The 20,719-nt window shown below is 48.7% G+C and carries 15 protein-coding genes; 1 reads left to right on the top strand and 14 read right to left on the bottom strand.

The window, feature by feature from the left end; genetic code table 11:
- Positions 1–37: 37 nt before the first annotated feature.
- The 14 genes from ACUZ8J_RS02735 to ACUZ8J_RS02670 form a co-directional block, all read right to left on the bottom strand.
- On the bottom strand, positions 38–1,258 hold the full coding sequence (locus tag ACUZ8J_RS02735; protein ID WP_446692989.1) for a type II secretion system F family protein: 1,221 nt from the start codon (positions 1,256–1,258) through the stop codon (positions 38–40).
- A gap of 2 nt (positions 1,259–1,260) precedes the next feature.
- A complete protein-coding gene (locus ACUZ8J_RS02730) occupies positions 1,261–3,021 on the bottom strand; it encodes a GspE/PulE family protein (protein WP_446692987.1) in 1,761 nt (586 codons plus the stop codon).
- Positions 3,018–4,352, bottom strand: a complete 1,335-nt coding sequence (locus tag ACUZ8J_RS02725; protein WP_446692986.1) for a tetratricopeptide repeat protein — start codon at positions 4,350–4,352, stop codon at positions 3,018–3,020. The genes ACUZ8J_RS02730 and ACUZ8J_RS02725 overlap by 4 nt, the downstream gene beginning before the upstream one ends.
- On the bottom strand, positions 4,349–5,278 hold the full coding sequence (locus ACUZ8J_RS02720; RefSeq protein ID WP_086902244.1) for an ExeA family protein: 930 nt from the start codon (positions 5,276–5,278) through the stop codon (positions 4,349–4,351). Before ACUZ8J_RS02720 ends, ACUZ8J_RS02725 begins: the two co-directional genes overlap by 4 nt.
- A 6-nt stretch (positions 5,279–5,284) precedes the next feature.
- Positions 5,285–6,970: a pilus (MSHA type) biogenesis protein MshL gene (mshL, locus tag ACUZ8J_RS02715; protein WP_446692985.1), complete on the bottom strand. Its 1,686-nt coding sequence runs from the start codon at positions 6,968–6,970 to the stop codon at positions 5,285–5,287.
- Positions 6,971–6,984: 14 nt separating this feature from the next.
- A complete protein-coding gene (locus ACUZ8J_RS02710; RefSeq protein ID WP_446692984.1) occupies positions 6,985–7,302 on the bottom strand; it encodes an MSHA biogenesis protein MshK in 318 nt (105 codons plus the stop codon).
- A complete protein-coding gene (locus tag ACUZ8J_RS02705) occupies positions 7,289–7,939 on the bottom strand; it encodes an MSHA biogenesis protein MshJ (protein WP_446692983.1) in 651 nt (216 codons plus the stop codon). The genes ACUZ8J_RS02710 and ACUZ8J_RS02705 overlap by 14 nt, the downstream gene beginning before the upstream one ends.
- Positions 7,936–8,538 (bottom strand): PilN domain-containing protein, encoded by a 603-nt coding sequence (locus ACUZ8J_RS02700; protein WP_446692981.1) that lies wholly within the window; start codon positions 8,536–8,538, stop codon positions 7,936–7,938. The genes ACUZ8J_RS02705 and ACUZ8J_RS02700 overlap by 4 nt, the downstream gene beginning before the upstream one ends.
- A complete protein-coding gene (locus ACUZ8J_RS02695; RefSeq protein ID WP_446692980.1) occupies positions 8,535–9,413 on the bottom strand; it encodes an MSHA biogenesis protein MshI in 879 nt (292 codons plus the stop codon). Before ACUZ8J_RS02695 ends, ACUZ8J_RS02700 begins: the two co-directional genes overlap by 4 nt.
- Positions 9,414–9,647: 234 nt before the next feature.
- A complete protein-coding gene (csrD, locus tag ACUZ8J_RS02690) occupies positions 9,648–11,558 on the bottom strand; it encodes an RNase E specificity factor CsrD (protein WP_446692979.1) in 1,911 nt (636 codons plus the stop codon).
- 214 nt (positions 11,559–11,772) lie between these two features.
- Entirely contained in the window at positions 11,773–13,017 is a 1,245-nt protein-coding gene (locus ACUZ8J_RS02685) for a malic enzyme-like NAD(P)-binding protein (protein ID WP_446692978.1), read from the bottom strand.
- A 1,128-nt stretch (positions 13,018–14,145) separates the two neighbouring features.
- On the bottom strand, positions 14,146–15,843 hold the full coding sequence (gene ltrA, locus ACUZ8J_RS02680) for a group II intron reverse transcriptase/maturase (RefSeq protein WP_446692977.1): 1,698 nt from the start codon (positions 15,841–15,843) through the stop codon (positions 14,146–14,148).
- Between the two features lie 1,047 nt (positions 15,844–16,890).
- Positions 16,891–17,103 (bottom strand): 50S ribosomal protein L31, encoded by a 213-nt coding sequence (rpmE, locus tag ACUZ8J_RS02675; protein ID WP_011073821.1) that lies wholly within the window; start codon positions 17,101–17,103, stop codon positions 16,891–16,893.
- Between the two features lie 165 nt (positions 17,104–17,268).
- Positions 17,269–18,351, bottom strand: a complete 1,083-nt coding sequence (locus tag ACUZ8J_RS02670) for a FimV/HubP family polar landmark protein (RefSeq protein ID WP_446692976.1) — start codon at positions 18,349–18,351, stop codon at positions 17,269–17,271.
- Positions 18,352–18,454: 103 nt separating this feature from the next.
- Between ACUZ8J_RS02670 and priA the strand changes: the two genes are divergently transcribed.
- Entirely contained in the window at positions 18,455–20,665 is a 2,211-nt protein-coding gene (gene priA, locus ACUZ8J_RS02665) for a primosomal protein N' (protein WP_446692975.1), read from the top strand.
- Positions 20,666–20,719: the final 54 nt, after the last annotated feature.

The raw sequence follows: 20,719 nt of genomic DNA, 5'->3' as shown, positions 1-20,719 counted from the left end.
TATTTGATCCTAATTGAGTTAAATTCTCGATTCGGCATTATTTCCCGCCTTTGACTACGTTGAGCATGTCCCACATCGGCAGGTAAATACCCAGCGCCAGCACCAATACAATCGCAGCCACAATTCCGATCAGAATCGGTTCTAACTTAGCGGTGAGATTTTTAAGATCGTAATCGACCTCACCTTCGTAAAAATCGGCGGCATCATTTAATAGTTGGTCAATTTGTCCGGTTTCTTCGCCTACCGCGACCATTTGCAACACCAGTGGCGTAAACAATTTACTCTGGTTGGAAGCCCTCAGCATAGATTCGCCAGACTCAATGCCACGGCGCATCCCGACAATTTTGTCGTGCATATATGCATTATCCACCGCATCGGCCACCAGACTGAGCGCCTGCGTCATCGGCACACCCGCGCTCAACATCATCGAAAAACTGCGGCAATAACGGGAGAGGGTCGAGCGCTCAATAATCGAACCCACGGCGGGAATATGTAACTTCCACTGGTCCCATTGTTTTTCGCCTTTTTCCGTATGGTGCCAGTAGCGGATCCCAATAATGGTTCCGAGCAGTATTATCAGCATCAGGGGCCAGTAGTTTACAAACAGGTTTGATGTGCCGATTAACACCTTAGTCGCCCAAGGCAAGTCGGCACCAAAGCGGGCAAACATCTCGGCGAATTTCGGGATCACCATGATATTTAAAATCACCATCGCCAGCGCGATGGCAATCAATACAAATATGGGATAACGCATCGCGGCTTTAATTCGGCGACGAGTTTCCTGCTCACGCTCGATATAACCCGAGAGCTGAATAAAAGCGTCCTCTAACTTACCCGTGTTTTCCCCCACGTGCACCATAGAAACAAACAGAGAATCAAACACATCTGGATGTTGGTTCATGGCCGATGACAGTGGGCGCCCCGCAGTTAACTGCTCTGAAATATCATTCAGCGCATCTTTCATTCGTTGGGAATGAGCGGTTTCGGATAAACCTGCAATGGCGCGCAGGATAGGGATCCCCGAGCGCGTTAACGAGTACATTTGCCGGGTAAAAATTTGCAGTTCATCCAAGCCGACTTTGCGCTTAAACAACTGCGCCAAGGTAAAGGACTTAGCTTCTTTAGCGACTTTGACTTCTAACGGGATAATGCCGCGGGCTAACAGCATATCGGCCGCCGCCCCCTCGGAGGCAGCATCGAGCTGACCCGTTACGGCCTGACCTTGTCCACTGCGTCCACGGTATTGATAAACCGGCATAATTACGCCTCAACGCCTTGCTGACTGATAATATCCCGCGAGAGTGGCACCTGTGACTCACTCACGTCCTCAACAAGCTTAGCCACCTCTTCAATGGTCGTCATTCCTTCGCTCAAATATTGCAGCGCCGACTCGGCGAGCGGGGTAAAGTTAGGGCTTTGCAGGGCTGCACGGGCAAAATCCTGTGGGTTACCGGTACGCATCGCATCGATCATCTTTTCATCCAATTCGAGGATCTCAAAAATACCGATACGGCCGCGATAACCACTGCCGTTACAGCTTTGGCAGCCAGTGCCAATGCGAAACTTAGCCGATGAAAAGTCCTGACGACTCACACTATTCAGCCAGGCTTTTTCCTGCGCCGTAGGCTGATATTCCATCCCGCAGTTATGGCACACGCGGCGCACTAGGCGCTGGGCGATAATCACCCTTAGCGCACTCGCCACTAAGTAACTGGCCGCGCCCATATCGAGCAAACGTAGCGCGCTGGTCACCGCATCGTTAGTGTGCAAGGTGGACAACACAAAGTGACCCGTAAGTGCGCCCCTAAGACCAATCTCCACCGTTTCTTGGTCACGCATCTCACCGACCATGATAATGTCCGGGTCTTGACGCAAAGTAGTGCGCAGCACGTTCGAAAAATCGAGTCCAATCTTATGGTTAACTTGAACTTGGTTGATCCTTGGCAATTGGTATTCGACCGGATCTTCTACCGTGATAATTTTGCGATCCGCAGTATTGAGCTCACTTAAGATGCCATACAAGGTGGTGGTTTTACCGCTACCCGTAGGCCCAGTCACCAACAACATGCCGTGGGGACGTTTAATTTGCTTACGGATACGCGCCAAAATATGCGGCGGCATCCCAGTCTCATTTAAGGTCAACAAGCCTGCGGATTGGTCGAGTAAACGCATCACCACAGATTCACCGTGGTAAATCGGCATAGTCGACATACGCACGTCAATCTTGTGGCCCTTAATTTCCATATGGAAACGTCCATCCTGCGGCAGACGTTTTTCAGAAATATCTAGCCCAGCCATAAGCTTAAGACGCAAGACTAAGGCCGCCGCGATATTGACTTCATTTAGAATGGTCTCGTGTAACTGGCCATCGATACGTTGGCGGATCCGCAGGGCTTTTTCGCCAGGCTCAATATGAATATCCGAGGCGCGCATTTGCACCGCATCTTCAAAAATCGACTGCAGCAGCTTAACGACTGTGGTTTCATTATCGCTATCGCTTGAGGTCAGGCTCGCCAGATCAAACATTTGGTCTGCGGCATATTCCTCTTCGAGCTTACCGGCGATTTGCGCGATTTGATCGGTGCGACGATACAGGTTATCGAAGGCTTGCAGTAATTGCTGCTCGGGGGCGACCGCAACACTGAGCTTTTTCGGTGCGATTAAAATTTCTAAATGGTCGAGCGCCTGCAAGTCCGCCGGGTCGCTCATGGCCACTAATACCGTATCACCCCGATCTTCCACCGCGAGGGCGCGAAAACGCCGCGCTTGTACCTCGGGAATAAGGCTCACCACTTCGGCGGGGATGGGGCGTTTGCTGATATCCAGCAGCGGCAGATTGAGCTGCTGCGACAAAAATTGCAATAGTTGGGTTTCGGTAATAGAGCGCAACTCAATCAGGGTTCGGCCGAGCTTATGCCCAGTCTTGCGCTGCTCACCCAAAGCTTGTTGTAGCTGCTCTTCGGTAATAATCGATTCTTGAACTAACAGATCGCCCAAACGCATCTTTAATCTGGGTTTCATTGGCTATCTCCTAGTTGTTGTAAACGTTGTTCAATAAAAGCCGTGGCTTGGGTCGACAGGCCTGAATAACTTAAGGCGGTGCGATAGGCCTGACTGGCGGGGCCGAATTGCTGCTGTGAATCGAGGGCATAGGCTAATCCCATCCACCATTTCCCCTGCTGCGGCTCCTGCTGCAATAACTTGCGGTAAGCCTGCTCGACTAACGGATATTGGCCCTGTTTTTGGGCCAAATCCGTTTGCGCTAACCACTTTTGCCTCGCCAAGCTATGGCTATCGGGGATTTGAGCAAGGCTAGCAAGAGCCGAATCTGTCTCGCCCATAGCATGTTGCACCCTTGCCAATAGCAAAGCAAATTCAAACTCTTGCGGATAAAGCAATCGTCCCTGCGCCAACACTTCGGCTGCTTGCGCCAGCTCACCTTGACCATAATGCAGCGCCGCCAGTTGTTTGCGCGACTCGTGCAAACTTGGATCGAGCTTGAGTGCTTTAGCGTAGTAATCCATCGCCTTAACCAGCTGCCCCTGCTTTTCGGCATCCGCCGCCAACACTAACTGCTTTTGCGCGAGTTGGCTTGGGGATAACTTCACTTCTCTAATCGCCATTTGCCCCGCTGCCTGAGCCGCAGTTTGGCTTGAAGCCTGAGGCGAAGTTTGGCTCGAAACTTGAGTCGCAGCAGGCACGACGGGCTCACTCGCCTTAGGGTCTGTTTGAGTTATTTTTACTTCGCTCTGATTTGCGTTAACGTCTGCTTGATTTACTTTCGCAGTAACCTGTTGTGGCTCAGCCTGTGTTTGCGCCTGCTCTTGGGCTAATGCCGCATTGTTAGGCGTATCGGTTGAGGGGCTTGCCGCAACGGGTTCGGTTCTCGGTTCACTTGTTGGTTCTACTTGCGCCGCGTTTACACGGGTAGATTGAGCAACACTTAGGGAAGATTCCGCTGACGCTGACATATCCTTTGCAGGAACCTCTGTCGATAACGGACTCACTTGTACCATCTCGGCAGTTGGCTCGGTTGGTATCGTCGTATATGTTGATTTAGTCGTTTCTGTTTCCAGAGGACTCTTATCAGTCTGTGGGCTGGCGTTATCCACTTGAGTTTGCGAACTCATCACAGGATTTGCACTATCCGCGACGCTCTTTACGCCGTAACTCGCCTGAAAAGCATAAACCGATAAGCCGCCCACTAGCAGCGACACTAAGCTGATTACTAACCATTTGCGTGATGGATTGGGGCGCCCTACATACTGCGCCTGATGCACAGCAACATTGCTGAGAGCATGGCCCTGCTGGCGCTTTTCGAGATCCTGCAGCATCTTGTTGATCACGCTCATGCGACGCCTCCCCACAATTGTTGCAGGTTAACGCCAGAGAGCAGTAATGCCCCAATTGCCGCTGCACATGCTATCAGTGCGATCGCCATATACGCTGGCCACCTTTGTGAGCCGCGACTAGCATCTTCGGTATCCTGTATCGCGCCCTTAATGTGGGCCATACGCACCTGAGTTGCGCCTTCGCCAAAACTGAGCATTAGAGCTTTATGGGCCAATATATTGATCAATCTTGGAATGCCACGTGATGCCTCGGCGATCTTACGGGTGAGTTTGGGGCCAAATAAGGCTTGTCCCGCATAGCCTGCCACCGCTAAGCGGTAACGGATGTAGGCATCGGTTTCATCCCAGGTTAACGGCCGCAGACTGTAGCTAAAGGTGATGCGCTGCCGCAATTGTCTAAAGGCTTGGCGCTTTAATCGCTCATCCAATTCGGGCTGACCAAAGAGCACCACTTGCAGCAGCTTACGGCTTTCGGTTTCAAGATTGGTAAACAGCCGTAGCGCTTCGAGGCTCTCATCGGGCAAGGCCTGCGCTTCATCCAACACTAATACGATGGCGTGACCATGGGCACTTAAGGCGAGTAATTGCTGCTGGATAAGTCCGGTAAGTTGCTGCTGATCGATTTCGCTGGTGTATTTTAATCCAAGTTCATTGGCCACCGCCCAGCGCAGCTCGGCGGGGGTGAGATAAGGATTAGGAAGATATGCACAATGGAAGCCCTGCGGCAGCTCATTAATCAACTTACGGCAGATTAAGGTTTTGCCCGTGCCCACTTCGCCGGTGACTTTGATAAAACCCTCCCCGGTTTGTAGGGCGGTCTGCAACACTTGCAGCGCCTCTACGTGCGGGGATAACCCGAAAAAAAATCCGGTATTAGGTGTTAACGAAAATGGCGTTTGGCTGAGTCCAAAGTGCTTCAAATACATGGAAGCTTACTTATTTTCTGGATACCAACGGTCGAGTAAGGTCTTAGAACGCTCTAACTCGTTTTTCCACGTATCCCCGCCCACGACGGTCGGTTTTAACATAATAATCAGCTCGGTTTTCTTCTTCTGCTTGCTGCGGTTTTTAAATAATTCGCCCACGAGCGGAATATCACCGAGCAGCGGCACTTGAGAAACCACTTCGGTATTTTCGCTCTTCATCAAACCACCGATCACCACCACATCGCCTGAGGCTGCGCGGATAACGGTATCGGATTCGCGGATCTCGCTCTGCGCCAACGGCAGCTCTAAGGATTCACTGCTGACCTTAATGTCCTTGGTTTGTTCTTTAACATCGATAACCGATGGGTGAACATGGAGCAACACATTACCGTCTTTGTCGATTTGCGGCGTCACATCCAACGCAATGCCCGAGAAGAACGGCGTTAACTCTACCTGAGGCGTGGTCACAGGCGTGGTGCCCGCCACTGTGGTCGATGACACGTCAGTCACAAAATACTCGTCGGTACCGACTTTAATCACTGCCTTTTGGTTGTTCGATGCCGTCACCCTTGGGCTAGATAACACGTCCACATCGCCTTGGGTGTCGAGCAGGCTAATCATGGTATTGAAATCTGAGCCTTTAATGCTTAAGGACGTCACGCCTCCGAGGGAAGCGGTGATTTTATCGCTCAAGCCTGCGCCCGCAGAGGTACCAAAATTGATATTGGTATTACCTACGTGGCCCAATACGTTATCCCATTGAATACCTTGCTGATAACCATCAGACAAAGTGACTTCGAGGATCTTCGCTTCGAGGATCACTTGGCGTTGCAGATGGCTCTCGGCGGAATTTAAAAAGGCACGCACCTGACGTAACTCATTAGGATAGGCACGAATAGTTACTAATCCCGCCTGTGGCGTCACCACCACCTGACGACCACCACCAGTGTCACCAATAATGGCACTCAAGGTTTCTTTCAATTCGCCCCAAAAATCGGTCTTAGTGCGCGAGCGAATAAAGGTGCCGTTAGTGCTATCGCTGCTGTTATTGTTGCCGTAATTACCGTTGTTGGAATTGTTATTGTTGCTGTTATTGCCAAAATTGCCGTTGTTCGAATTGTTGTTATTGGAGTTATTGTTATTCGAGTTGTTATTGTCGGAGATCCGGCCAGAACTCACAGAGGTCAACGATAGACCATCACGCTCCATGTATAAGTAATTTAAAGGGAAAGTCTCAGTCCGCATGCCCGCAGGGAACACGCGCAGGATGCGCCCTTCACGGCTCACCTCATAACCATAAATATCTTCCACCACTTGAATGGCTTCACTCAGTGTCACGCCTTTGAGTGACAATGAAATCGTGCCCTGCACATCGGGATGCACTGCCACGCTAAAGGGAGTGCCCTGCACAAGGCTTGGGAAAAACACCCTCGCATCCACATCATGGGCTGACACATCGATACGACGCTCTGTCTCCATTGGCGGGGTTAACCCCCCCATCATGGTATTGGCGTTTAGTTCACGCTGCACCGCATCGGGCATTGCAGCCGGTGGTGGAGGCGTTGGCTGACTCGCGGTTTGCATCGAGGTGGCCAGCGCTTCTTTTGAGGCAACGGGCTGCGGTCTATCCGTGGTTTGGCAGGCCATAAGGCAAAGCGAGAGTAGAGGCGTGATATATTTAATGGCTGTCATCTGAGTGTTATTCCCTATCTCTCTATTATTGCTTGAAATAATGCTAATTTCCGTCCGTCAGACAAGGAGACCGACGAGGGGGTGATACGCACCACTTTGACCCCTTGGATGCTGTCTCCCACGGATACTATCTTATTGTTGATCACGGCATAAGCCGTGTTGCCCGAGCTGACAATGCTGTTAAGCACTAGGGCTTTGTTTTGGTTCTGAGTCACGGCGCCGGCGGCCGAGTAGCCTTTGCCTGGCAAGGTCGGGTCCCTTAAGGCTTCGGCCGATACTTGGGCCGACAACCCCAATAATGCGATCAAAATATAAGGCTTATTTAGCGACACTGATAAAGTCCTTATTGATACTCAAGGTATAAAGCTCAATATCGATTTTCCCCTTAGGATAATCGGCCACTTTATAGTCGAGTCGTTTCCAGTAAAGTTTGTCGGGCATGGCCTCTACCGCTTCAACAAAACGCAGCACAGAAAAATAATCCCCCTCCAAGCTCATGCGTATTCCATGGCTGTAGAGATTCAGCTTTTTCTCATCGCCAACGGCAAGAAGCGGCACGGGCGCAACCGAGGTAAACTTAAGTAATTTAATGCCTTGAACCTGCCCAAGCAGATTACCTAATAGCTCAGGCATATAATCGGCGGGTACCATATCCACCATCTGCTCGCCTAGCTGAGCATCAATCTGTTGATTTTGTTGCTGTAGCAAGGTTAAACGCTGGCGATAGTCCTGATTGGGATCCATAGCCAATCGCTGCTGATATAACTCAAGCTGCTGCACCGAAACCTGATTTTCTTGCTCTATGGCATTTAACTGCTGCGCTGTCGAATGCTGTTGTTTCCACAGCGACTCGATAGGCATATAGGCAGACATAGCGACCAGCACTAACACGGCGAGAGCGATAAGCCCGCGCTCACGCTGACTAAGAGCATCAAACTTTTGCGCTAACTGTTCAAATTGGGCTTTCATCGCGCTTGCTCCTCTGGGGTCTCACTCGTCAACGTGAAAGCCAGTGGTTTATCCTCACCGCGATCCATGGTCATAGACGAAAAAGCCTGACCTTTTAAGGTGTTGGTTGTTTTTAACTTGCCCACCCATTGCGGAATGCTCTGCGGATGTTCGGCAAAGCCTTCAAACATAAAGTGCTGCTCGTTAATCACAATATGATTCAGCCAAACACTCGCATCGGCCACCATAGCTAAATCCTTCAGCACGGGCGCAAAGCCTCGGCTGGTGAGCGAGGAGTGCAGTGCCAACTCATTCATTAATAATTGTTTTAACTCGATCTGCTGTGACTCTAGCTCGACCCGCGCGACTAACTCAGGATCGGGTTTACGTGCGGCGATTTGTGCTTCAAGCTCTGCCTTTTGCTGATCGAATTGCTGTTTTTGCGCAGAGGCTTGGCTTAACGCCCGCTGAGACTCGGCTAATTGCCAATAGCTAAAGGCCGCGAGAATCGCGCAAACCAGCACTAAGCTCAATGCATAACCCATTAATTTCGCGAAGGTTAGGCTCTGCTTTGGAGGTAATAATGCCGCAGAATATAGATTGACTCTCGATTTGATCACTCGGCACCTCGTGAAAGTTCACTAAAGGCTAATCCCGCCATGCTCGCGCCTACGGCACGCTTATTAACTACATTAACGGCTTGGTTAAAGTTGGCTGATACTAACTTAGCCAAGGCATCGACGGCGCCGTCGGCGAATAATTCAATTGAGGCAACCGGAGGCTGGCGCAATTGGCTCTCAAAATAATCCATAGACCGCTGAATTTCTAGGCTTAAGTTATCTGCCAACCCGTAATTAAGCTCGTCCACTTCCGCTTTATCCAGCCCACTAAAACCACGTACTCGGCGTTGCATATAAAGCTGACCCTGCTTGACCACAGTCAACAATAACTCTTGCCCTGAGTGATGGCTTACCACCAATCTCGCCTGATTATCCTGATCAAACAGGTTAGTCATGGCTAATTCTTCGATGCTAATGCCGAGCACGCTTAAACCATGCTCACTGATAGCCTGCACCATAGCACGTAATTTATCTTTATCGACGACAACCACACTGAGCTTATTGCTCGGTAGGGGCGATTCAAAATAATCCAAGTAAATTTGCGGCACAGGAATAGTGACCATGTCTTTGATAGACCAGAGTAAAGCTTGGGATAATTCATCACTGTCGACATTGGGTTTGTCGGCTACGAGCAACTGGTAGCGGCCACTGCCGAGGACGATTTGTAAGGATGCGTGGGGAAATGCGCGGGCAAGTTCTGCAAAGGTCTGTTGCCATTGGTCTTGTTGCAGTGCAAAGGAAACCCATTGCTCCGCATGACTTCCTGTCGCAGGTGCATAGACCCACAACCTATCGGCACAGACATAGACACCGAGCATCGCGCCAGCCTGTTTGGCTCGCCAAAAGGCCAACCGAGCAAAAAGTCCTTTATCCATAAAAATGCCTGTCTTCCGATAAAGTTAAAGCTTGAGTCATAAGCCCATCAATAGAGCAATATCCAAAATGCGAGGAATAAAATCCAACCGAGTTTGGAATGAAAACCGCATATTAAGCGTCATAATTTTGGCACAGGCTAGTTTAGCCGCTAATCTGTGAATTTTATAGAGAAATCCGACAATTCGGCCCTATTCTTCCACAGTGATCACATACAATGAGGGAAAATTTCCTCGCTATTGCACCTCAATTGGGTCACTAAAATACATGCCCTGAGCCATCCCGACACCGAGGATTTGCAAGGTTTGCCACTCTTCAAATACTTCAACGCCCTCTGCACATACTTGCACTTCAGTACGATATAAACCGCCAATAAGACTGCGGATAAATAATTGATTTTCAGGTCGTAAATGAATATGACGCACAATCGATCTATGCAGTTTTATCATGTCGAAATGGCATTCACGAATATAGTAAGTGCCCACCACCTGCTGACCCACATGGTCGACGCACAGACGCGCACCCATCTTACGGATCATATCCAGCTTAGGCTTAAGCTTATCTTGGTGCTGGATAACGATATCCTCAGACACCTCAAAAATCAGTTGTGGCGTCAGGTGGCGATATTCAAGCAAGGTGGTTTTAAGCCATTGGGTAAAGGCACGACTCATTAAGGTATCGAGGCTCAAATTCACACTATAGACTTGATCTTTATGTTGTTCCTTAGCCAATAACCCCAGCACTCGCTCAATCATTTGCCGCTCAATCTGAGGCATCAAACCACATTTATTTGCCATAGGAATAAAGAGCGTCGCTCGCACTAACGCTCCTTGGTTATCCCGAGCCCGGGTAAAGATTTCCTTATGATGTTCAACGCCGTCGGAATCCATCACAGGTTGGCTAAAGGGATAAAAACGTCTCTGGACTAAGGCATTTTCGAGGAAGCTGCGCCAACGCACCGAGCCTTTGGCAAACTCCTCATCAATCGCCCCCTTATCGTACATAAACCAATTACTGTTACCTTGTAACTGCGCGGCGCGTAATGCCATATCGGCTTCATCGAGCAGCTGATTAACATTATCTCCCGCGGTAAAGTAAGCGCAGCCTAAATGGTAAAAGTTATCTTGATTCTCTACATCATTGGGCAAAGGTTGACTCAAACAGACTTTGAGTAATTTACTGGCGAGCTGATCGGCCTCAATTAAAGACACATGGGGTACGACAATCGCAAATTGGTTATGGGAGCGACGTGCAAAGATACTGTTGGGTAAGGTCTGCAAAATGGAGTTAATGCTGTTAACTGTTGCATGGAGCAACTCTTTAACGGCACTCTCTCCTTTTGTCTGTTGCAGTAAGTCGAGGTCGTCCATCTCCAACAGATAAATCACGCCGTGGGCCACCATACCTTGATCATGGCTCATGGCATCGAGACGGTTATTTAAAAATAGCCGATTACCGATACGAGTTTGCGCGTCTAAAAAAGTGTTGGAACGAATAAACTTATCGAAACGACCACGTTCCTTATGGGCATCCTGCAGTTCCTCAAGCAGCTTGGTTAAGGCTCTATTGATCAGCCTTGGCTTACCATTACCAGGAGAGGCGAGGGCTTGCTCATGCTTGCCTTGCAAAATAAGCCGGCTGCGCTCAGCTAGCTCTTCGATACCATCCAACTGCTGCGAAAACCATACATGGCCAAAACGCACCAAAGCAATAACAGCCAACAGCCCCACGCCTAAAATAAGCAGCTCATACCAACTGACACTGTAATGCTCGAAGGGTTGTGGCAGTGTGAGGGTCATATTCAGTCCCGATTTGGGATCAAGTAAATGGTTATACACCATGGCATTTTGCGTATTCACATTGCCCTGATAGGCAAAAAGCACTTCGCTCTTCATGGTTAAGCGAAATTCGACCGCGTTATACGCCAGCAACATCGGCGGCAACCAAGACTCTAACTCCCAATCGGGTTGAGTTTGATAATGTTCAATCAAAAGGGATTCAAGTTCAGACACTTTTTGCTGTTGAAATTTATAGGTCAACTGCACAAAGCTCATCATGGCGCTGAGTAAAAAGACAAAGGCGATAGCAGCCAAAGACATTAACCAAAAACTGGTCAATTTAGTTGTTAACATTCGAGTGAATTTCATCGAGCCGCTATCCTGCAGGATTATTATAATTATTGGAGCACTATTAACACGAGTTAAACAAATGCTACTCAAGATTATTCAGTAGCATAAGCCAAAAGGCAACCAAGGATTTTGCTTCAAAGACGCTGAAAATAGCGCAAATTGCAGAAATTTCATCCGAGGATAAAACAAAAAAGAGGCTAATTAGCCTCTTTTAGATTAGTTGAGCTAGCGCTTAATCCGCATAGTGTGGCAGCGTGGTGATTGCCGCAACACCCGAATCAATCGCAGCTTGCGCGACCGCACGGGCAACACGAGGTAACAAGCGTGGATCCATTGGTTTTGGCAGCACATATTCAGGGCCAAAACTTAATGAACTCACCTTTGGATAGGCCTTCAATACGCTCGCGGGGACTTCTTCTTTTGCTAATGCAGCAATCGCGTGAACCGCGGCCACTTTCATCTCGTCGTTAATGCAAGATGCACGTACATCCAAGGCACCGCGGAAAATGAATGGGAAACACAGTACGTTGTTCACTTGGTTTGGATAATCGCTGCGGCCAGTACCCATGATTAAATCGCTGCGCGTCGCGTGGGCAAGCTCAGGTTTGATTTCAGGATCTGGGTTTGAACAGGCAAAAATCACCGGCTTATCCGCCATCATGGCCACTTCTTCAGCGCCAATTACGTTCGGGCCAGATAAACCTAAGAATACGTCGGCACCTTTAATCACATCTTGCAAAGTACGTTTATCAGTATCGTTCGCAAATAATGCTTTATATTCATTCAGATCAGAACGACCCGCATGGATGACACCTTTGGTATCTAACATATAGATGTTGGCGCGGTTTGCACCACATTTTACCAGCATAGTCATACAGGCGATCGCCGCAGCGCCAGCCCCCATACACACAAAGGTCGCATCGCTGATCAGTTTGCCTTGGATTTCTAAGGCGTTGATCATACCCGCAGCCGTCACAATCGCAGTGCCGTGCTGGTCATCGTGGAACACAGGCACATTACAACGCTCAATTAATTCGCGCTCGATAACAAAGCACTCTGGCGCCTTGATGTCTTCGAGGTTAATACCACCAAAGGTGCCAGCAATAGCCGCAACAGTGTTAATAAACTCTTCAGGGGTGTTGTGGGTCACTTCGATATCGGTCGAGTCGATATTTGCAAAGTGCTTAAACAACAAAGCCTTACCTTCCATCACGGGTTTTGATGCCAATGGGCCTAAGTTACCTAACCCCAGAATCGCTGTGCCGTTAGTGATAACAGCGACAGTGTTACCTTTATTGGTATAACGATAGGCATTGTCAGGATTAGCAGCAATTTCACGTACCGGCTCAGCCACTCCAGGGCTATAGGCTAGCGCGAGGTCATGGCTCGTTTCAGCAGGTTTAGTGAGGCAGACTGCGGTTTTACCGGGAACGGGGAATTCATGATAATCGAGTGCTTGTTGACGAATATCTGACATTTTAACATCCTGAAATGCGACATTTATAAGTATGGAAGTAAGGCCGACCAACCCAAGATCACCTCATTTACGGGCGATTTAAACAGTGTGGCAGGTCGGGGTAAGATACGCCAATTAGCTCAAATTTTAAATAAGATATTGAGAATTTTCGCCTTTGCGACAGAATCATCGCCCTAAGCCAAGTTTTATAAACTTATCTCTGCCGATAAAGGATGATTACCCGTTTAATTTTGTAGGAAACAAACGAACATAACCCGCTAAAGCAATGATAAATAGCCCACAAAAACAAAAAATGTTGGCTAAATTACAATAGAGATAAGTAACTCAGTTATCTTATAGTTAATTGCTATAAATAAGTCGATTTTTACGGTTTTAAGCACCTATTGAATGACTTTGATGCTTTTTTAAGTGAAGTCGTACCAGAAAGGCAGGAAAGTAGCGATTTTGTGCCAGAAGGCCAGAAAGCAAAAAGGCGCCATAGGCGCCTTTTTTAGAAACATTGCTTACGCAATGTCGGGTAAGGAACAACCATTACTGGTTGTCCCTCCCCTAAGAACCGTACGTGCGAGTTTCCCCGCATACGGCTCAAGCCTTTAAAAGTCGGCAGTAATATACACGACCAGCGACTTTACTCCGAGTTACTTGACAGAGCACTATAGAGCGCTACAATTCAAATAGGGAGCGCTATAGAGCGCTCCACAGAGCATGGAGAGACTATATGTTACATTCCCATCAATACTTATCAGTGCCTATTCCTGAACAACTCTATCTTGAATTGGCTAAACAGTATGCTCCAAATGTTTCGTCCAACATCATAAAGATACTGAGCGATCATCTTCTAACAAGCGTAGAAACAGATTCGAAAAGTGTGAGCACAAATGAACTCCATTTTTCATGGTCTCCATTATCTCTTCCTAATGGAACCCAGCTTCGAACAACTTATTATCAAGAGCATCTCGTCGCTGACATAATTGACGGAAAACTCCTATGGAACGGAGAGGTTTATCATTCTGTAAGCCGTCTCATAAATTCAATGAGAGGCAATACAAGAAACAATGCATGGAGATGCACTGAGATAAAATATCCTAACAGTCCCAACTGGGTCTTAGCCGACAGATTAAGATCAGACTATGTAACTAGACTATTATCTGACCTTTTCTGACCACTTGAACCAGTGGAGTGGAATTGCCGATGACAGTTAGGGTGCAGCAACACCAAGTTGTCTAGCTCATCCGACCCACCATTTACCCGTTCAACGATATGGTGAATATTCCACTCCGTTTCCTTGGTAATTTTGAATCGACATATAGGACAACATTTCTGCTGTCTGAACCATAGGCTTAGCACCTTCTTCTGCCCTTGCATGGTTTCTCTCCAGTGACGCTCAAGGCGTTTCTCGAAATACTCCTCATACATAGGGTCATAGGGATTTGCCTCACCTTTAACCTTAATGTGTCGCTTAATAGGCGTATCCATGCAATAAATGAGTCGACGTACTACTTTATCAACCCCTTCACCTGAGAATACCCAGTTACGAGTGCCGTTGGATTTAAAGTATTTAGCTTTAACCCAGCGTTTACGCCTGTTGGCGTGACGTCTGCAGCACCACTTCCAGAGCATTTTCCAAACCCGATAGTCCACATAATTAAAAGTCTCTTTAGCTACAACGTGCCTGTGATAGTTCGCCCAGCCCCGAAGTACAGGGTTCAGTTTCATTATCAGCAGACTAGCTTTCACTGTCTTATGACTCACAATTATGTCCTTCACCTTTTGGAGCAAATTACGCAAGTTCTTAGGACTAGGCTTAATTAACAGCTTGCCTCTGTACTTACGAATATGTTGCCCCAGAAAGTCAAAGCCATCATCCACATGGGTGATTACCGTCTTTTCCGGCGATAGCGCTAACCCTCGTTCTGCCATAAAGGCCTCAACTAAAGGTTTAACTTCATCCTCAAGTAACTCTTTCGAGATGCCTGTGATGATGAAGTCATCCGCATAGCGCACATAGTTGACCTTGGTTCTGCCGCATTTAGGATGTCCTTTTTCTCCGTAAAGAGATTCCAGAACAGTTTCTAAACCGTCGAGCGCCATATTAGCCAACACAGGAGAAATAATGCCCCCTTGCGGTGTACCAGCTTCGGTAGCGTGAAGGCTACCAGACTCCATGTAACCCGCCTTCAACCAACGCCTGAGTACTTGTTTATCCAAAGGAATATTGGCAAGCAACCATTCGTGGCTGATGTTGTCGAAACACCCTTTAATATCCCCTTCGAGTATCCACTCTGCCGAGTTTTTACGGCTTAAATTGACAAAGCATTGCTCTATCGCATCTGCCGTAGATCTGACGGGGCGAAAGCCATAGCTATTACGGTCTGCCGTAGTTTCCGATACAGGTTCTAGTGCCAGCAGGTAAAGTGCCTGCATAGCTCTATCCAGCATAGTTGGTATCCCTAATGGACGACGTTTGCCGTTCGATTTCGGAATATAAACTCGGCGCAAAGGCTTAGGCTGATACCCTTGCCGCTGCAATCGCATAATAGCCAGCCATTTCAGTTCAGGCGTGTTCCACAACTCCCTATCTACACCGGGCGTCCTCTTGCCTCGGTTCTCTGTAACTCGCCTCACGGCCAATGCCTTGGCTGCGAACGAGCGGGTCAGCATCCGTTGTAAAGATTTGACCTTACGCCAGTGCTTTTCCCTAGTCGCCTTCGCGATCCGTACCTGTAACCTCCTCACCTGTCGTTGAACGGCATACCAATCAATGGTGTGCCAGCTCAGCGCTGGGTGGGAGAACGCAGGTACCGATAATGTTACATCCGTACTCATCTTGCTTTTCTCCTGTTGCATACCCCTATGCAGAAGAAAAACGCACCTCCCCAAGGGGAAGAATGTTCTCTTCCCAATGGGATAATGCTCAAGACGGTTTACCACGTCTTCACACGATTAAAGACCAGTCTGAATTTTGCACCCTTTCGGGTTAGGGCAAAGTTTGAACCCCTATCCGAGCCATTACAGCCCAGCATTCGCTTGGTCAGACATCCTTTACCCGCTTGTTCAACAGCTTTTCTTACGAATCGCCTGCCCTCTCGCGAGGGCGAACAATCGGGCTTACCGAGTTCCGTTGCAGTTACACGAGTAACTTAGGTTCTGTCTATCCACCGGTGGCCACATAACGGCGTATTCCCAGAAATAAAAGGAATAACCAACCACATACCTTTTGGTTTGAGCGTAACAACAATCTTTCGCTCATTTTGGTTCACGATGTTTATCAACAGTTCACTTGCGTTAACCATATTACCCAGCCTAGCCCTCAGCTCATGTATTGTTCATGAACTATACCTACTCTCACGAGTTGGGGTATTGCTTACGCAAAGGTACATTGTCAGGAAGCTTTACACCCCACCGTTGCCAGTGACGCGCTATCCCTAGGCTACTGTTAGCCGTATAACAGGTCTCCTATTCACCCACCATGAAGGCTAGATAAATTGAGACAATAACTACAACAGCTTACGCCAAAAGCGTCGCTCAGTAGTGTTAAAGACCGTTTAGATGTGCCAGAAATGGCAAACTTGACGGCGTAAGCCTCATTACGTGTTGAAGGCAGACCGAGGTCGCCTGTTTTGTTAATGGTCACCGACCGGTGACAGTGGCTTAGCCTGTTGAAGGCAGCATACTAGCGCCTAATTTGATCAAGCTGATTACTTCCAATGCAATCAGGCGAAACATTCCCTTCGGGAATGCCGCTGATCAGATTGGGTTCATCCGACCAACGGATTTTCGACTACTATTTTTGCAGGAAAGAGGTTGTAAATCTTATGCTTACAACCTCCGAAATAGCCTGCTAGGTTAGCGACCTATGCGGCTCTCGTCGCACTATTTCTTGCCAAGCATACCGAAACGCTTGTTGAATTTGTCGATACGACCGCCTGTATCAACAACTTTTTGTGTACCTGTGTAGAATGGGTGACATGCACCACAAACGTCTAAGTGCAGGTCTTTACCTACAGTAGAGTTTACTTTAATTACGTTGCCACAAGTACAGTTTGCAGTGATTTCTGCGTATTCTGGGTGGATACCTGGTTTCATTGGGATTACCTCAAATGTAAGGCCATGTCGCTCTTCCAACCCGAAGTCGGACACCACATGCAGTTAATAACGATATGTTAGGGCGCAGAATACTACAGTATCGCCAACGCAGACACAAGTAGATTATCTGAGCATTTTTACGATAATCTACTCGTTCGCTGACGCTTACCTTCCCGCTTCCCGATCTTCAAAACTTGTCTTAGCCGCCTGCGCATCGGGATAACGCGAAAGTATCTCGGCCGATGGGCAATAAAGCGTGGCATCTTTCTTCAACGCGTTAATCCGATTCTTCGAAAAGGCCTTAGGATTGGCATCGTGAATCGCCAACATGGCACCATAGACACTCACTTTCCATTCAGGGGCATAACGATTGGCAATGCGCCATAACGTTTCGTTGTGATAATCCAACATACACTCACCCGAGTTTGTTGCATTGGCATTTGTCGAGCTAGCAACCTTAGTCACTTCGGCGGTCTTAGCTTCAGACACATCAATCCCATTTATACTCGTATCAGCTTTTACCATATCGGCGTTTGCAGATGAGACTTGGGCAGCCGATGGTTCGGTAGATGGCTTAGCTAAAGAAGGTTCTGTAGACGAACTCGAAGCTGAGGATGCTTTCGCGTCAGGCTTATCCTCTGGGAAGGTAAATCCAGAAGCGCGGGGCGCAGCAGCATCGTTTACTGTCACAGCTGCTACAACAACGGAAGCAACGGACACAACAGGCGCAACATCGGCTTCTGCGGTAACTAAATTCACCTCTTGCACCACCTTAGTTGATTTAACTGGGGTTTTGTCACTTTTAGCAGCGCTTGCCACCAACTGAGTAGTTTCGGCTTTGGCCGCTTTGCTTGATTTAACAACCGCCGCTTTTGCTTGCGATACTGATGACTCCGCAGAGGAAGCATTATCAAACAGTGGCAGGTTTTTCACTTCATACCAACGGTCGACACGATATTCACGCACTAACAGCCGCGCCTTAGGGTCGGTCACATCCTCCACGCCCGTCAGCAAAACCAAGAAACGGTTAAGCTGCTCGGCCATAAGTTTTTCTTCACCGCCTGACTGCTGCACCGCAAATTCGAGCCGGGTCATATCCTGATTATCGGCGATCACATTGACGCGCATTTTAGGGTAAGCGCCCAATTCAAACATGCGGCTGTTGATGCTCACATGGGAAACTTGCGCCTGCACACAAGCGCTACACACTAAGGCGAATAGTCCTAATGATTTCGCTATTTTAGTCATTTACTTACTCTCAACTATCCTTGGATAAACTGTCATTAGGACTAGCCCTCGCTAGCCGTGCTGAGTACACTAAACCTCATTTCCCTTAAGACTCGACCTGCATATGTCACTGTTTGTTGAAGTTGCGTTACCTGTGCCTATGCGGCAAAACTTTACCTATCGAGTCGATACCGATGAACACGCTAATCAAAGCCCCCAACAGCCTCAGATTGGTATAAGAGTAAAAGTCCCCTTTGGACGCCAGCAACTGATTGGCCTTGTTACCGCCATCACCGACAGTTGTGAACTAGCCCCTGCGCAACTCAAATCTGTCATAGAGTTTATTGATGAGGCGCCCTTATTGCCAGAATCGCTTTATAAATTAACCCTCAGGGCCGCAAGATATTACTTTTGCAGCCAAGGGCAAATGCTGACACAGGCGCTCCCCGTGGCGCTGCGTAAAGGGCTTGATGCCGCGCCGCAAAAAATTCAGTACTGGCAAATCACAGAGCTGGGCAGCAATATTGCGCCTGAGACATTAAAACGCGCCCCGGCGCAAAAACGCTTACTCGAACGCTTACAGCAAACCAGCCTGACGCAGGAAGACGTCATCAGTTTAGAACTGAATAAAGCCGCACTCAAAACCTTAGAGGAAAAGGGCTGGATTGCCAGACACGAGAAACTCGCCGAGCTCAATCTCGATTGGCGCAGCCAACTCGAACTCGATGAAACACCCCACAGGCTAAATAAAGAACAAGCTATTGCCGTAACAGTATTAACGCAGCAGCAAGGATACCATTGCACTCTGCTCGAGGGCATTACCGGTTCGGGTAAAACCGAGGTCTATTTAGCCGTACTCGAACATATCCTTAAGCAGGGTAAGCAAGCGCTGATCCTCGTACCAGAGATTGGCTTAACACCGCAAACCATCAACCGTTTTAAGCGCCGCTTTAAAGTCAATGTGGCCGTGCTGCATTCAGGCCTGACCGATAACCAGCGCCTCGAAGCTTGGCGACAGGCTCGCTGCGGCCAAGCTGCCATCATCATTGGCACCCGCTCTGCCCTGTTTACGCCCATGGCTTTTCCCGGCGTGATTATCCTCGACGAAGAGCATGACAGCAGCTTTAAACAGCAGGAAGGCGTTGGCTATCACGCCCGCGACCTCGCAGTGATGCGCGGACATTTAGAATCGATCCCGGTGATTTTAGGTTCGGCGACGCCCTCGTTAGAAACTCTGCAGAATGCCCTCAGTGGTCGATATCATCACCTACAACTCGGGGAGCGTGCGGGTAATGCGAAAAAAGTGCGCCAAGGGATTATCGATATCAAAAACCTGCCCCTCAAGGCGGGAATGTCGGCGCCGCTCATTAACGAAATCCGCAGCCATTTAGAGGCTGGGAATCAGGTATTACTATTTTTGAACCGCCGTGGCTTTGCACCAGCACTGCTGTGCCACGAGTGTGGGCACTTACACGAGTGTGATCGCTGCGATGCGTTTTTTACAGTACATCAATCCCTTGGGGAAATCCGCTGCCACCACTGTGGCAACCAATACGCCATTCCAAGGCAGTGCCACAATTGCGGCAGTACTATGTTGATGGGCCAAGGTATAGGTACAGAACAACTCGCCGAAGCACTGCAGCAGGAGTTCCCCAAGTATCCCGTGGTTCGAATCGATCGTGATACCACCCGCCTTAAGGGTTCGCTCGAAAGCCACTTAAGCGCAATTCATAAGGGCGAGTACAAGATCTTGGTCGGCACCCAAATGCTTGCCAAAGGACACCACTTTCCAGATGTGACCCTTGTGGGATTACTGGATGTCGATGGCGCGCTCTTTAGCGCCGACTTTAGGGCGCCAGAGCGCTTCGGCCAGCTCTATACTCAAGTCGCTGGCCGTGCTGGTCGCGCCAATAAACCCGGTACTGTATTGCTGCAAACTCATCAGAGTGATAACCCGATACTGAGGGATTTACTCCACCGGGGTTATGGCGAGTTTGCCCGCAGCCAATTAAAGGAGCGGCAAATGGCGCTGCTGCCTCCCGCTTGGCACATGGTGCTGGTGCGCGCCGAAGCCCACTCCGCTGTAGATGCCGATAACTTTCTTAATGCGTTTGCAGCGCTACTGCCCCAAGATAAAGAGTTTGAAATCATAGGCCCAATGCCAGCACCACTCGACAGAAAAGCCGGCAAGTTTCGCCGCCAATTGATGTTTCAAGCCAAGCACAGACATAGATTACAGCAGGAGTTTGAGCGTATTTATCCCCTCGTCGAACAGCTACCAGCGGCCAAACGTTGTCGCTGGAGCCTAGATAGGGATCCGCAGGATCTGTTGTGATTCAATAATTTGATAAAAAATCATCGGGAAGATAGCAATTAGTCATCACAAACG

The sequence above is a fragment of the Shewanella sp. Koi 1 genome (assembly GCF_052907445.1).
Note: the sequence above shows the minus strand (reverse complement) of the source record. Positions and strands in the feature narration are given on the sequence as shown.